We start from the raw sequence: 13745 nt of genomic DNA, 5'->3' as shown, positions 1-13745 counted from the left end.
AGGGCATGGATATCGAACAGCTCTGCACTATCGTCGTCGATTGCGGCTTCAAACTTCATCAGGATATTGGCCCCGGCTTACTGGAGTCGGCCTACGAAGCGATGTTGGCGGCCAAACTGTGTGCATTGGGATTAAAAGTCGATCGGCAGGTGCCGATCGACTTGACCTCCGACGGCATTGCCATTCCCAACGCCTTTCGGATCGATTTGCTGGTCGATGATAGGGTCTTGATAGAGCTCAAGTCGAGCGAGACAACCGCCCCGGTTCATGCGAAGCAGGTTATTACTTATTTGAGATTAATGGGTTTGACCCACGGATTTGTCATGAACTTCGGTACCCCGACATTTAAAGAAGGCGTCCGGCGCCTGCTGAATGACCCGACGCTCTTCGTGTCTTCGTGTCTTCGTGCGAACAAACTGCGCGACGTCGGATGAAAAAGCCCAAGCCACAGCCCGGACTCCCGACGCGCGAGCAGATCCTGCGCTTTATCGAAGCGAGCAAGGATGCGGTCGGCAAGCGCGAGATCGCCAAGCATTTTGCGCTGCACGGCAACGACAAGATCGCATTGAAGGCGCTGCTGAAGGACATGACCGACGAGGGGCTGGTTGACATGGCGCCGGGCCGGGCGTTCCACAAGCATGGCGGCCTGCCGCGGGTGACGGTGCTGCGCGTCGTCGCGATCGAGGGCAGCAACCTCTGGGCGGTTCCCGACCGCTGGGAAGGAACCGCGCCGCCGCCGCGGCTGCGCGTGATGGAGCAGGGGCGAAAGGGCGCACTCGGCGTCGGCGACCGCATCCTTGCGCGCACCGAGGAGCGCGGCAACGGCCACGTCGCGCATCCGATGAAACGGCTCGCGGCGAGCGCCGAGACGGTGATCGGCGTGCTGGTCGAGGACACTGGCCCGGGCGGCAAACCGCTGATCTGGCTGCGTCCCGCCGACAAGCGCGCGCGGTTCGACTTCGCGGTTGCCGACAAGGGTGATGCCGACATCGGCGACCTCGTCCGTGCCGAGCTTACCGGACGCGGCGCGGCGATCAAGGCGAAGGTCATCGACCGGATCGGCGACCCCTTTGCGCCGAAGTCGCTGAGCATGATCGCGATCGCGCGGCACGAAATCCCGCATATTTTCGACGGCGAAACGATCGCCGAGGCCGAGCGCGCGGCCAGGCTGCCGCTTACGGCCGACGGGCGCGAGGATTTGCGCGACCTGCCGATCGTCGCGATCGACCCCATCGACGCGCGCGACCATGACGACGCCGTCTGGGCGATCGCCGACGAGGATCCGGGCAACAAGGGCGGCTATAGGGCGATCGTCGCAATCGCCGACGTCAGTTTTTATGTCCGCCCCGACGGCGACCTCGACCGCGAGGCACGGCGGCGCGGCAACAGCGTCTATTTCCCCGACCGCGTCGTGCCGATGCTCCCCGAAACGCTGTCGGCGGGGGTTTGTTCGCTGAAAGCGCGCGAAGACCGCGCCGCGATGGCGTGCCACCTGGTTATCGACAAGCATGGCAAGGTGACGTCATGGCGCTTTAACCGCGCGCTCGTGCGGCTGCGCGCCAACATCGCCTATGAACATGCGCAAGCGGCCTATGATGCCGATACGCCGCGGGATGATTGGGATGCCGATGTGCTCCCGACGCTGCGGAGCCTGTGGGCTTGCTGGGCTTTGCTCGCGAAAGCGCGCGCCGCCCGCGCGCCGCTCGACCTCGACCTGCCCGAACGTCAGGTGATCCTCGACGAGGCGGGCGGCATCGCCGAAATCCGCGTGCGCGACCGGCTCGATTCGATGCGGCTGATCGAGGATTATATGATCGCGGCGAACGTCGCGGCGGCAAAAGCGCTCGAGGCGAAGAAATCACCGGTCATGTACCGCATCCACGAACCGCCGAGCCGCGAGAAGCTGGTCAGCCTCAAGGATTATCTCGAAACCTTTGAACAGAGCTTCGCGCTGGGGCAGGTGATCACGCCCGCGGTGTTCAACCGGCTGATCGACGGCTTTTCGGAGGACGACCGGCTGCCCGAGATCATGCAGGCGATCCTGCGCAGCCAGACGCAGGCCTATTACGGCCCCGCCAATGCAGGCCATTTCGGCCTCGCGCTCGGCAGTTATGCGCATTTCACCTCACCGATCCGGCGCTACGCCGACCTGATCGTGCACCGCGCGCTCGTCGACAGTTACCGGCTGGAAGTCCCGGGCAAACCCAGGAACCTGCCCGCGCGCACCGGACTGGGCGAGGCCGATGCCAAGGGGCTGTCGCGCATCGGCGAGGCGATCAGCGCATTGGAGCGCCGCGCGATGGAGGCCGAGCGCGAGACGGTCGATCGCTATGTCGCGGCCTATCTGGCGGGCAAGACCGGCGAGATCGTCGCGGCGCGGATCACCGGGGTCCAGCCCTTCGGCTTTTTCGCGACGGTTGACGGGCTCGGCGGCGACGGGCTGGTGCCGGTGTCGACGCTGGGCAGCGAACGCTTCTTCTACGACGAAGCGGCGCGCAGCCTCGACAGCGAGCATGGCCGCGTCAGCTACAGCGTCGGCCAGCGGCTGGGCCTGCGGTTGATGGACGCAAACCCGGTGAGCGGCGCGCTGCGCTTTGAACTGCCCGACGCGCCCGAAGGCGGTTTCCGCAATCGCCCGCCGCGCCGCGACGAGGTGAAGGGGAAGGCGACCGGGAAGGGGAAGGCGGGCAAGCATATGGTCGGCAAGCGCGGGCGGCCGGCGAACATCAAGCACAAGGGGCGGCGGCGCTAACTCTCCCTCCCTGCAAGGGAGGGGTTAGGGGTGGGTGCGAGCGAAGCGAGCCGCACTGCCGTCGCTGACCCACCCCCAGCCCCTCCCTTGCAGGGAGGGGAGATCACTTGCCCGCCAATTTCTGCAACAACGCTGCACTCTCTGCATCCGCCGGAAAAAACGCTTCGATCGCCAGTTCCGACAATGTGATGTCGACGGGCGTGCCGAAAATCGTCACCGTCGACACGAACGAGATGCGCCCGGCATCGGTATTCAGGATCAGCGGGACCGCGATGCTGCTGGCATGGCTGTCACGATGGTCAGCGCTATGGTCGTCGCTTCGCACCGCATAGCCCGCCAGCTCGTCCCGCAGCGCGATCAATCCGGCGTCGGCGCTCGCCGCAATCTGGACGTCCATCCGCTCGAGGATATGCGCGCGCCATTCGCCATAGTTGACGATCTGCGGCGCCAGCCCTTCCGGATGCAGCGCGATGCGCAGGACATTGACGGGGGGCGCCAGCAGGGCAGGGGACACCCGGGCGATCAAGATCGCGATCGCCTCGTTCGCCGCGATCATGTTCCAGTGGCGATCGACCGCCAGCGCCGGATAGGGTTCATGGCCCTTGAGCACATGCTCGACGATCGCGCGCACCCCGGCCATCTCCGGGCTATCGAGCGGGCGTTCCTGATAGTCAGGCGCGTAGCCTGCCGCCAGCAGCAGCGCGTTGCGTGCGCGGTGCGGGACTTCCAGACGATCGGCGATCCGCTGCAACATCTGCGCGCTCGGTTTTGACCGCCCCGTTTCGATAAAGCTCAAATGCCGGGTCGATATGTCGGTGTCGAGCGCCAGGTCCATCTGGCTCATCCGGCGGCGGCTGCGCCATTCGCGGAGTTGGGTGCCGAGCGGTGCGGGTTGCATCATCGTCTCCTTTGCCGCGAGAGCTATACCCCGGCTTTCTGCTTTTCCATTACCTTGCGCGTAATCGACTGGCGGCGTTCGGCGCGGCAGATGGAAGGGGTCATCCCGAAAGGAGAACCCCAATGTCGCTTTTCAATCTCAAGAACACGCTGATTATCGATGCCATCACCTGCACCGGATTGTTCGTCTTTTGCGTCTTTGCAACTGCGACGGTCGCCACCCTGCTTGGCCTCCCCTCCGAACTGGTGACCGTCGCAGGCTGGATCGGGTTGCCGTCAGCGTTGCTGATGCTGTTCGTCGCAAGCCAGAAGGCGCCGAACAAGGGGCTCGCCAACCTGATCGCGGTCGGCAATCTTGGCTGGGTCATCGCAAGCTTTGTGGTGCTGGCGATGTTCGCGGCCCAGATGACCGCGATCGGCATCGCAGTTGTTTTTGTGCAGGCGATCGGCGTGCTGTTTTTTGCGATTTACGAAGCGAAGGGCGCGGCGGCATTGCCGCGCACGATTACCGTCTAACTCAATGCATCGAGCCGGGCGAGGTCGATCCCGCCCGGCACGATCATCACCGGACAGGGCAGCGTTCCGGCGTCCTGCCCGGTGAAGTGTGCCACCAGCGGCCCCGGTGCGCCGTTCGCCGCGGTGGCCAGCACCAGCGCTGCAATCTCGTCGCTCGCATTGATCACCTCGCGCACGACGTCGGCGGGTTTGCCCGATTTGACCAGGATCTGCGGCGTCACCCCCGCTTCCTGCACCACCGCGTCGGCGGCGGCAGCGACCAGTTCCTCGGCATGTTCGCGCGCTTCGGCCTCAATCGTCGCCTGCACGCTGCCAAAGGCGACGAAATCCTGCGGCGTCACGATCGCCAGCACCGCGACCCCGCCGCCGGTCCGCGCGGCGCGGCGCGCCGCAAAACGCAGCGCCAGCGACGCCTCGGGGCTGTCGTCGATCACCACCAGATATGTCCGCATCGCCCCGACCCCCTATGCTTTTTGTGCGTAGAGAGTGCGTCACATTCGTATGAAACGCAAGTTTGCGCCAATGGACGTTGACGAACGATGCTCTTATGACGAGGGACGAATCCGTAGCGGCAGGCATGGCCTGCAAGACTGACAGGGACACGCCTAGACATGCCAATCGAACTCAAGATGCCCGCCCTCTCGCCGACGATGGAGGAAGGCACGCTGGCCAAATGGCTGGTCAAGGAAGGTGACAGCGTCAAATCTGGTGACCTGCTGGCCGAGATCGAGACCGACAAGGCAACGATGGAGTTCGAAGCGGTCGACGAGGGTGTGGTCAGCCAGATTCTGGTCGCCGAGGGGACCGATGGGGTGAAGGTTGGCACCGTGATTGCGGTGATCGCGGGTGAGGGCGAGGATGCGGGGAACGTGAAGGCGGCTCCGGCACCTGCTCCGGCACCTGCTGCTGCGTCTGCCGCAGCTGAGGCGAAGGCCGAAGCGCCCGCGCCAGCCAAAGACGTCGCCCCAGCGGAAGCTGGGGCCGCTCCCGTCAGCGAACCCACCCCAGCGGTCCCAACTTCCGCTGGGACGACGGAAAAAGGCGACCGCATCAAAGCCAGCCCGCTCGCCAAGCGGCTTGCCGCCGAACGCGGCATCGACCTTGCGACGATCACCGGCACCGGCCCGGGCGGCCGCATCGTCAAGGACGACCTCGACGGCGCTCCGGCAGGTGTCGCTGCGCCCGCTGCCGCCGCCAGCACAGCCGCACCTGCGGCAGCAGCGCCTGCTGCGACTTCGGCTCCTGCCACGGCAGGCCCGATCCCCGATTTCGGCATCCCGCACGAGGACACCAAGCTCAGCGGCATGCGCAAGACGATCGCGCGCCGCCTGACGCAGTCGATGCAGGAAGCGCCGCACATCTACCTGACCGTCGACATCCGCCTCGACGCGCTGCTCAAGCTGCGCGGCGAGCTCAACGCCAGCCTCGAAAGCCGCGGCGTCAAGCTCAGCGTCAACGACATGCTGATCAAGGCGCTCGCGGTGGCGCTCGAACGCGTGCCGGCGTGCAACGTCAGCTTCGGCGGCGATGTGATGCGCCAGTACAGTCGCGCCGACATTTCGGTCGCGGTCAGCATCCCCGGCGGGCTGATCACCCCGATCATCGTCGATGCGGGCGGCAAGTCGATGTCGAAAATCTCGACCGAAATGGCTGAACTCGCCGCGAAGGCCAAGGAAGGCAAGCTGAAGCCCGAGGAATATCAGGGCGGCACCGCCAGCATCTCCAACATGGGCATGATGGGGATCAAGCAGTTCACCGCGGTGATCAACCCGCCGCAGGCGATGATCATGGCGATCGGCGCGGGCGAGAAGCGGCCCTATATCGTCGACGACGCGCTCGCGATCGCGACGGTCATGTCGGCGACCGGCAGCTTCGACCACCGCGCGATCGACGGCGCCGACGGCGCGCTCTTGATGAAGACCTTCAAGGAACTGGTGGAGAACCCTCTGGGGCTCGTGGCGTAATATGCCCGCGAGGGGCCAAAGCCCCTCTCCCCTTGCGGGAGAGGGGTTGGGGAGTGGGGTCCGCGCCGCGTCTGCGGCGCATAAGACAGTAACCGACGTTCTCGCCCGCAAGGCACTTTTGCTGGAACACGCCCGCGCGATGCGGTCGAGCCCGACCGACGCCGAACGTCGGCTCTGGTCAATCCTGCGCGCGAAGCGATTGGCCGACCTGCGATGGCGGCGGCAGGTCATCATCGACGATCTCTACATCGCCGACTTTGTTTGTTTCGAGCATCGATTGATTGTGGAGGCGGACGGTGGGCAGCATTCAGAAAGCCCCTATGATGCCGACCGCGATTCCTATCTGGCAGCGCAAGGCTTTCGTGTTCTGCGCTTCTGGAACAACGACGTGCTGACCAATAGCGACGGTACTGCCGAAGCCATATTGCACGCCATCGAATTCTCGGGCGCGCAGACGCGCGCCGACCCCACACCCCAACCCCTCTCCCGCAAGGGGAGAGGGGCTTTTGAAGGAGCCCATAATGGCTGACACCAACTACGACCTCATCGTTCTCGGCTCCGGGCCCGGCGGCTATGTCGCGGCGATCCGCGCGGCTCAACTGGGCCTGAAAACCGCGATCGTCGAGCGCGAGAATCTGGGCGGCATCTGCCTCAACTGGGGCTGCATCCCGACCAAGGCGCTGCTGCGCTCGGCCGAAATCTATCATTATATGCAGCATGCGGGCGATTATGGTCTGATCGCGCAGCAGATCAGCGCCGACATCGACGCGGTGGTGAAGCGCAGCCGCGGGGTCGCGAAACAGCTCAGCCAGGGCGTCGCCTTCCTGATGAAGAAGCACAAGATCACCGTCCATATGGGCGAGGGCAAGCTGACCGCGCCGGGCAAATTGGAAGTCAAAGGCGAGAAGGGTAGCGAAACCCTCTCCGCCAAGAACATCATCGTCGCCACCGGCGCCCGCGCCCGCGACCTGCCGTTCGCGCCCGCCGACGGCAAGCGCATCTGGACCTATCGCCACGCGCTCGTCCCGCCCGAAATGCCCAAGAAATTGCTCGTCATCGGTTCGGGCGCGATCGGGATCGAATTTGCAAGCTTCTACAGCGACATGGGCGCCGAGGTCACTGTCGTCGAAATGCTCGACCGGCTCGTTCCCGTCGAGGATGCCGATGTGTCGGCGTTCCTCGAAAAGCAGCTTAAGAAGCAGGGTATGACGATCCACACCGGCGCCGGGGTCGAGGAACTGAAGGCGACCGCGACCGGCGTCTCGGCGAAGATCAAGGGCAAGGACGGCAAGGTCGAAAGCGCCGAGTTCAGTCATGCGATCGTCGCGATCGGCATCGTTCCAAACACCGAGAATATCGGGCTGGAAGCGCTTGGCGTGAAGACCACCAAGGGGCATATCGACACCGACGCGATGTGCCGCACCAACGTGCCCGGCATCTGGGCGATCGGCGACGTCACCGCGCCGCCGTGGCTCGCGCACAAGGCAATGCACGAATCGGTGATTTCGGTCGAGGCGATTGCGGGCAATCACCCGCACGCGATGGACCCGCGCAACATCCCCGGCTGCACCTATTGCCGCCCGCAGATCGCCAGCGTCGGGCTGACCGAGGCAAAGGCCAAGGAACTCGGTTACGAGGTCAAGGCCGGCACTTTCCCTTTCATCGGCAACGGCAAGGCGATCGCGCTGGGTGAGTCCGAAGGCTTCACCAAGACCGTGTTCGACGCCAAGACCGGCGAACTGCTCGGCGCCCATATGATCGGCGCCGAGGTGACCGAGCTGATCCAGGGCTATACGATCGGCAAGACCGCCGAGCTGGTCGAGGATGATTTCATCGGCACCGTCTTCCCGCATCCGACGCTCAGCGAAACGATGCACGAGGGCGTGCTGGCGGCGTTCGGGCGGCCGCTGCACATCTGATCGCGCGCCGCGATCCGGCACCACCGCGTGAACCCGTCGATCCTGCATTTTTCCCGCGCGGGCAATTTGGGGAAGGCGCTGCTGTTTGCGGTGTTCGCGGCCGCGGCGTTCGCGCTGGCGTGGATCGAACATGCCGAGCGTATCGCGCCGCCGCCGACGATCGGGCTGCCGGGGCTGCAATTTCCCGCGCCCGCCCATCGGGACGACGACCTGCTGGGATCGCTGCAAATCCCGTTCCTGTTGCTGCTGGGCAGCGCCAGCCTGTTCTATGTCGGGCGGTTCGGCGCGCGCGTCGTGCGCGGCGGGGTTGCGGCGCGGATCGAGGGGCATGCGCTCTATCTTCATGCAAGCTACGGCGCGGCGAGCCCGGTGCCGGTGGCCGATATTGCCGAGGTGATTGTCGACCGCGCCGATCGCCTGCCGGGCGAGGGTGGCGGGGGAGCGGCGCGGATCGGCGCGCGTTTGCGGCACGGGCTGTACCTTCGCTACCGCAGCGAAGGCGGCGACCGGGAGGTGCGATTGTTCGACAATGATGTCGAAGGCGGGGTTGATCAATTGCGGCGCTTTGCCGGACAGCTGGACGCATGGCGCCGGTCGGGCGCGCGCATGACAAGGGAGACGGGCCGGTGAGCATGACGGGACGGCAGGTGCCGACGATGGCGGCGCTGATGCTGGTGGCGATGATCCTGCTGGGCTTTGCGGTCGGCGCGGGATGGACCGAAGGCGTCGATCTGGCGGTTTCCGCCGCGCTCGCGCTGCGCGTCGAGGCGGTCGATCCGGCGCTGGTGACGTTCATGCAGGCGGTGAGCTGGATCGGCGGCGGCATTCCGCGCTGGGTCATCGTCATCCTGCTGTGCGGGCTCGTCTGGCATTGGTGCGGGCCGCGCTGCGCGGTGGCGCTGGGCGGGGCGTCGCTGCTCGCCAACCTGGCGTCGAGCCTGCTCAAGCTCGGCTTCGGTCGCGCGCGGCCCGATGTGATCGATCACCTCGATCATCAGACGAGCTTTGCCTACCCCAGCGGGCATGCGACGAGCGCGGCCGTGGTTTATCTGCTGCTTGCCTGGCTGGCGCCGCCGCATTGGCGCACCGCGGCCTGGACGCTGGCGGTCGCGATGATTTTTCTCAACGCTTTTTCGCGCATCATGCTCGGCGTCCATTGGGCGAGCGACATCGTCGGCGGGACGTTGCTCGGCACGGCGTTTGCGCTGACGGCGGCGTGGTGGGTCGCGCTTGGCCGCCTGAACGGCGGCGGCGCACTAAGGGAATCGTAAACTGTCGCTGCTATAGCGCTCCGCTGAATAGTGGGAGCTTCGGCATGGACATTTCCCCTTGGATCATTTTGGTCGTGGTCGGCGGGTTATTGATCGCGCTGCCCTTGATCATCAAGAATCTGGGCACGGCTGCTGGCGCCCAAAATGGTACGGATATGGCTTTCGAGGCCAGGCTGAAACCGGGCGAGGTTCTGGTCGAACCGGAGTTCGATCCCGATGCCGCCTTTGCCAACTATATGCGCAAGCGCGAGGCCGGGCTGGTCGGCGACGTGTCGGTCGATCCCGACGACGCGGCGTCCCACGTGTCGACGCATCCCGCCAGCTTTGGCCGCAAGGCAATTTAGCAGCCGCTTCGCTCTCGACAGCCGCGCGCGAGCGGCTACCAAGGGGGCATGGCCCAAGGTACGCATGACTTCGTTCCCGATCCGCGCAACGACGCGATCCTGATCAACATCAACGGCACGCTGGTGCCACGTGCACAGGCCAGCGTGTCGGTGTTCGACAGCGGCTTCATGCTGGGCGACGGCGTGTGGGAAGGGATTCGCGTCCACAAGGGACGCATGGCGTTCCTCGACCAGCATCTGGACCGCTTGTGGGAAGGGGCCAAGGCGATCGCGATGGACATCGGGATCAGCCGCGACGCGTTGGTGCAGCGGCTCTACGACACGATCGACGCCAACAGCATGGACGCCTGTCACATCCGGCTGATGGTCACGCGCGGTATCCGCTCGACTCCGTATCAGGACCCCCGCGTCGTCATCTCGCCCGCGACGATCGTCATCATCGCCGAGCATAAGGATCCACTCCCCTCGACGGTCGAAAAAGGCCTGTCGCTGTTCACCGTGCATGTGCGCCGCGGCGATCCGGCGGTGCAGGATCCCAAGCTCAACTCGCACAGCAAGCTCAACTGCATCACCGCGTGCATCCAGGCGGCACAGGCGGGCGCCGACGAGGCGTTGATGCTCGATCCGCACGGCTTTGTCGCGACGTGCAATTCGACGCACTTCTTCATCGTCCGCAAGGGCGAGGTGTGGACATCGAGCGGCGACTATTGCCTTGCCGGGATCACGCGCAGCAATGTCATCCGCATCTGCCGCGAGAATGATATTCCCGTGTTCGAGAAGAATTTCTCGCTGACCGAGGTTCACGGCGCCGACGAGGCCTTTGTGACCGGCACCTTTGCGGGAGTGGTTCCGGCGCATACGATCGACGGCCGCAAGCTCACCGACGGTCGCGGGCCGATGGTCGAGCGGCTGCAGGGGCTGTACAAGGCGTTGATCGAGCGGGATATTGCGGGCGCGCTCGATGGATAGGCGGCCCTCCCAATCCCGTTCGTGTCGAGCGAAGTCGAGACACGTCTGGCGCCAACGTGTCTCGACTTCGCTCGACACGAACGGAAGAAGGAAAGCGGCGCGATGACGATCCGCATCGCCCCGAGCGGGGAGCCGCTCAAGATCGCAATGTGGTCGGGACCGCGCAACCTGTCGACCGCCATGATGCGCAGCTTCGGCAGCCGCGCCGACAGCTTCGTCACCGACGAGCCCTTTTACGGCGCCTATCTGAAGGCAACCGGCGACCCGCAGCCGATGGCCGACGAGGTTATGGCGTCGATGGACTGCGACTGGCACGGCGTGGCGCGCAGCATGACCGGCGCGTGCCCGACCGGCGCGCCAATCTGGTACCAGAAGCATATGGCGCACCACATGGTCGGACCGATCGCGCATCACGACCTGCCGGGCCTGCGCCACGCTTTCCTGATCCGCGACCCGGCGCGCGTCGTGGCGAGCTATGCCGCCAAGCGCGTCGCGGTGCGTCCCGACCATCTCGGCACCGACAAGCAGGTCGAATTTTTCGATCGCGAGGCCGATCGTCTGGGCCACGCGCCGCCGGTGATCGACAGCGCCGACATCTTGCGCGATCCGGCAACGATGCTGCAGAAATTGTGCGCGGCGCTGGGCATCGCATGGGATCCGGCAATGTTGTCGTGGAAGCCGGGGCTTCACGCCACCGACGGCATTTGGGCAAGCCATTGGTATGATGCGGTCGCGGCGAGTACCAGTTTTGGTGCGCCCGACAAACCGCAGCCCGAACTGACCGCGGAGGCGCAAAACGTCGCCGACGCCTGCCGTCCCGATTATCAGTATCTTGCGCAGCACAAGATTTCGCTGTCCTAATTTTATTGCCTTTGCCATCAACGTACCGGGCAACAGAAGCAGGCGGATCAAACTATGGAATCGCGAGTAAAGTTCGGCAGTTTTCTGCGGGGAATCACGTTGGGCTCGGCGGCGCTTTTTGCGTTCTCCACGGCGGCGCAGGCGCCCGCGGGGCAGACCGTCATAACCGCTGCCCGCTATGTCGATGTGCTGTCCGGCAAGACGGTCGAATATCCCGCGATCTTCGTCGGCGCCGACGGGCGGATCACCAATATCGCCGATGCGCGCACGGTGCGCTGGGGCAGCGACGTCAAGCATATCGACCTGGGGCAAAAGACGCTCCTTCCCGGGCTGATCGACATGCACGTCCATCTCGACGGACCTGCCGACATCGGCGGCTATCGCGGGCTGGAGTTTACCGACAGTTTCTGGGGCATGACCGCGGTCAAGAACGCGCGCGACATGCTCGATGCCGGGTTCACGACGGTGCGCAACGTCGGGTCGGGCGATCGCAACGACATCGGACTGAAGCAGGCGATCGACGCGGGTTATGCGGTGGGACCGCGGATCGTGCCCGCGAGCTATGCGCTCGGCGCCACCGGCGGCCATTGCGACAGTACCTTCCTGCCGCCCAGCCTGGAAAAGAAGGACGGCAAGGAAGAGGGGATCGGAGATACGCCCGACGAGCTGCGCTATCAGGTGCGGCGCCAGCGCAAATATGGCGCCGAGGTGATCAAGGTGTGCGCGACCGGCGGCGTTTTCTCGCGCAACACCGAACCGGGCCAGTTGCAGGTGCCCGAGAACGAACTGCGCGCGATTGCCGACGAGGCGCACCAATGGGGGCTGCGCGTCGCCGCCCACGCGCATGGTGCCGCGGGCATCCGCGCCGCCATCGCTGCGGGGATCGACACGATCGAACATGCGAGCCTGGTCGACGACGAGGGCATCCGCATGGCGGTGGCCCGCAAGCAGCCGGTGTGGTTCGCAATGGACATCTTCAACACCGAATATACGCAGGCCGAGGGCGCGAAGAACGGCGTGCTCGAGGACAATCTGCGCAAGGATCGCGAGATCGCGCAGATCCAGCGCGACAATTTCAGGAAAGCGCACCGCGCCGGGGTGCGGATGGTGTTCGCGTCGGACGCCGGGGTGATGCCGCACAGCCAGGTCGGCGGCCAGTTCCGCGTCATGGTCGAATATGGGATGACCTCGCTGCAGGCGATCCAAGCGGCGACGAAGAATGCGGCCGAGGCGCTGGGCCGCGCAAAGGACGTCGGGGCGATTGCGGTGGGGCGTTATGCCGACATCGTCGCAGTCGATGGCGATCCGCTGGCCGATGTGCGGCAGCTGGAAAGCGTCGATGCGGTGGTCAAGGGCGGGTTGCTGGTGAAGGGGGAGTAAGAGTCTCACCGGAGCCCTGAGCCTGTCGAAGGGCGCCTACCCGAGAAGCGCCATTCGACAGGCTCAGGGCTACGATTTTTGGGATGGTTCAGTAAACCACCAGCTTGTCGACGATCGCATCGCGCATGTCGGGGGTGAAGTTCAGCACCGCTTCGGCATAGCTCGGCACGTCGCCATGATCGCGGCGCACGATGGCGAGTGCGGCGTCGAGATAGGCGGGGTTCACCGACATCAGCGCGCGGATCGCGTCGTCATGGATTTCGGCGCCATAGCGCGCGCGGATATGCGCCGCGCCCTGCGCGATCCGTTCCTCGATCTTGCCCGCGGTGTTGGTGAGCAGATAATCGTGCATCAGATCGTCCTCATGCACGCCGAGCAGACGATGGACGATCGCGACGGCAAAGCCGGTGCGGTCCTTGCCCGCGACGCAGTGGACGAGACTTGGCGCGTCATATTCGGCAAGCGCCGCGAGATAGAGGCGCAGCGTCGCGACGAGCGCGGGGCGATAGGGCATGCCGGCATAGGTGTCGATCATCCGCGCCCGCGCGGTTTCGACATCGATCGTCCCGCCTGCCGCCTGAAGATGCGGCGCCAACCCTGCAGTCACGCCGCCCGCGAACAAGACGCGCGCCGAGAAATTCTCCGACCGGCGGCACGGATGCAATTCGCGCTCGTCGTCGCCGCGCAGGTCGATGATGGTTTCCAGCCCCAGCGCGTCGAGCGCCGCCAGATCCGCGTCGGTGGCCGCTTCGTGATGCGCCGATCGCCACAGCATGCCGTCGCGAAGCCGCCCGCCACCCTCGACCGCATAGCCGCCATAATCGCGGAAATTATGGACGCCGCTCAGGGGCAGGACGCGCTCGGCAATCATG

The 13745-nt window shown here is 65.2% G+C and carries 15 protein-coding genes; 12 read left to right on the top strand and 3 right to left on the bottom strand.

The genetic code is table 11. The annotated features are described in order from the left end of the window. The first annotated feature begins 5 nt into the window (after nucleotides 1-5). Together SPYCW_RS08830 and SPYCW_RS08825 are read left to right on the top strand one after the other, a co-directional pair. Nucleotides 6-434, top strand: a complete 429-nt coding sequence (locus tag SPYCW_RS08830; RefSeq protein WP_120216481.1) for a GxxExxY protein — start codon at nucleotides 6-8, stop codon at nucleotides 432-434. Continuing rightward, on the top strand, nucleotides 431-2752 hold the full coding sequence (locus tag SPYCW_RS08825; RefSeq protein WP_120216480.1) for a ribonuclease R family protein: 2322 nt from the start codon (nucleotides 431-433) through the stop codon (nucleotides 2750-2752). Before SPYCW_RS08830 ends, SPYCW_RS08825 begins: the two co-directional genes overlap by 4 nt. A gap of 103 nt (nucleotides 2753-2855) precedes the next feature. Here the strand turns inward: SPYCW_RS08825 and SPYCW_RS08820 are convergent, their stop codons facing one another. After that, entirely contained in the window at nucleotides 2856-3650 is a 795-nt protein-coding gene (locus tag SPYCW_RS08820) for a helix-turn-helix domain-containing protein (protein WP_120218199.1), read from the bottom strand. 122 nt (nucleotides 3651-3772) lie between these two features. On the opposite strand from SPYCW_RS08820, the gene SPYCW_RS08815 reads away from it, so the two are divergent. Continuing rightward, nucleotides 3773-4165 (top strand): hypothetical protein, encoded by a 393-nt coding sequence (locus SPYCW_RS08815; RefSeq protein WP_120216479.1) that lies wholly within the window; start codon nucleotides 3773-3775, stop codon nucleotides 4163-4165. Here SPYCW_RS08815 and SPYCW_RS08810 read toward each other — a convergent pair. Then, entirely contained in the window at nucleotides 4162-4617 is a 456-nt protein-coding gene (locus SPYCW_RS08810) for a universal stress protein (protein ID WP_120216478.1), read from the bottom strand. The genes SPYCW_RS08815 and SPYCW_RS08810 overlap by 4 nt on opposite strands. 159 nt (nucleotides 4618-4776) lie before the next feature. Here SPYCW_RS08810 and SPYCW_RS08805 point away from each other — a divergent pair, with 159 nt between their 5' ends. From SPYCW_RS08805 to SPYCW_RS08765, 9 genes are all read left to right on the top strand, one after another. Then, complete coding sequence (locus SPYCW_RS08805) at nucleotides 4777-6129, top strand: pyruvate dehydrogenase complex dihydrolipoamide acetyltransferase (protein WP_120216477.1); 1353 nt, start codon at nucleotides 4777-4779, stop codon at nucleotides 6127-6129. 118 nt (nucleotides 6130-6247) lie between these two features. Beyond that, a complete protein-coding gene (locus SPYCW_RS08800) occupies nucleotides 6248-6658 on the top strand; it encodes an endonuclease domain-containing protein (protein WP_269461343.1) in 411 nt (136 codons plus the stop codon). Beyond that, nucleotides 6651-8048 (top strand): dihydrolipoyl dehydrogenase, encoded by a 1398-nt coding sequence (lpdA, locus tag SPYCW_RS08795; protein ID WP_120216475.1) that lies wholly within the window; start codon nucleotides 6651-6653, stop codon nucleotides 8046-8048. Before SPYCW_RS08800 ends, lpdA begins: the two co-directional genes overlap by 8 nt. A 27-nt stretch (nucleotides 8049-8075) precedes the next feature. Continuing rightward, nucleotides 8076-8678 (top strand): hypothetical protein, encoded by a 603-nt coding sequence (locus SPYCW_RS08790; RefSeq protein ID WP_120216474.1) that lies wholly within the window; start codon nucleotides 8076-8078, stop codon nucleotides 8676-8678. Nucleotides 8679-8680: 2 nt separating this feature from the next. Then, the gene (locus SPYCW_RS08785) at nucleotides 8681-9319 is read left to right on the top strand and encodes a phosphatase PAP2 family protein (RefSeq protein WP_232014926.1); all 639 of its coding nucleotides are present in this window, start codon (nucleotides 8681-8683) and stop codon (nucleotides 9317-9319) included. A 44-nt stretch (nucleotides 9320-9363) separates the two neighbouring features. Continuing rightward, nucleotides 9364-9663 carry a hypothetical protein gene (locus SPYCW_RS08780; RefSeq protein ID WP_145985964.1) on the top strand — a complete coding sequence of 100 codons (300 nt, stop codon included), beginning with the start codon at nucleotides 9364-9366 and terminating at the stop codon, nucleotides 9661-9663. 48 nt (nucleotides 9664-9711) lie between these two features. Next, entirely contained in the window at nucleotides 9712-10632 is a 921-nt protein-coding gene (locus SPYCW_RS08775; RefSeq protein WP_120216471.1) for an aminotransferase class IV, read from the top strand. 102 nt (nucleotides 10633-10734) lie between these two features. Continuing rightward, nucleotides 10735-11493 carry an HAD family hydrolase gene (locus SPYCW_RS08770; protein ID WP_120216470.1) on the top strand — a complete coding sequence of 253 codons (759 nt, stop codon included), beginning with the start codon at nucleotides 10735-10737 and terminating at the stop codon, nucleotides 11491-11493. A 54-nt stretch (nucleotides 11494-11547) separates the two neighbouring features. Next, on the top strand, nucleotides 11548-12873 hold the full coding sequence (locus tag SPYCW_RS08765) for a Xaa-Pro dipeptidase (RefSeq protein WP_120216469.1): 1326 nt from the start codon (nucleotides 11548-11550) through the stop codon (nucleotides 12871-12873). A gap of 88 nt (nucleotides 12874-12961) precedes the next feature. Here the strand turns inward: SPYCW_RS08765 and SPYCW_RS08760 are convergent, their stop codons facing one another. Next, nucleotides 12962-13744: a tyrosine-protein phosphatase gene (locus tag SPYCW_RS08760; protein WP_172595460.1), complete on the bottom strand. Its 783-nt coding sequence runs from the start codon at nucleotides 13742-13744 to the stop codon at nucleotides 12962-12964. Between the last annotated feature and the right edge of the window lies 1 nt (nucleotide 13745).

This window comes from Sphingopyxis sp. EG6, from assembly GCF_003609815.1.
Taxonomy (GTDB): Bacteria; Pseudomonadota; Alphaproteobacteria; order Sphingomonadales; family Sphingomonadaceae; genus Sphingopyxis.
Note: the sequence above shows the minus strand (reverse complement) of the source record. Positions and strands in the feature narration are given on the sequence as shown.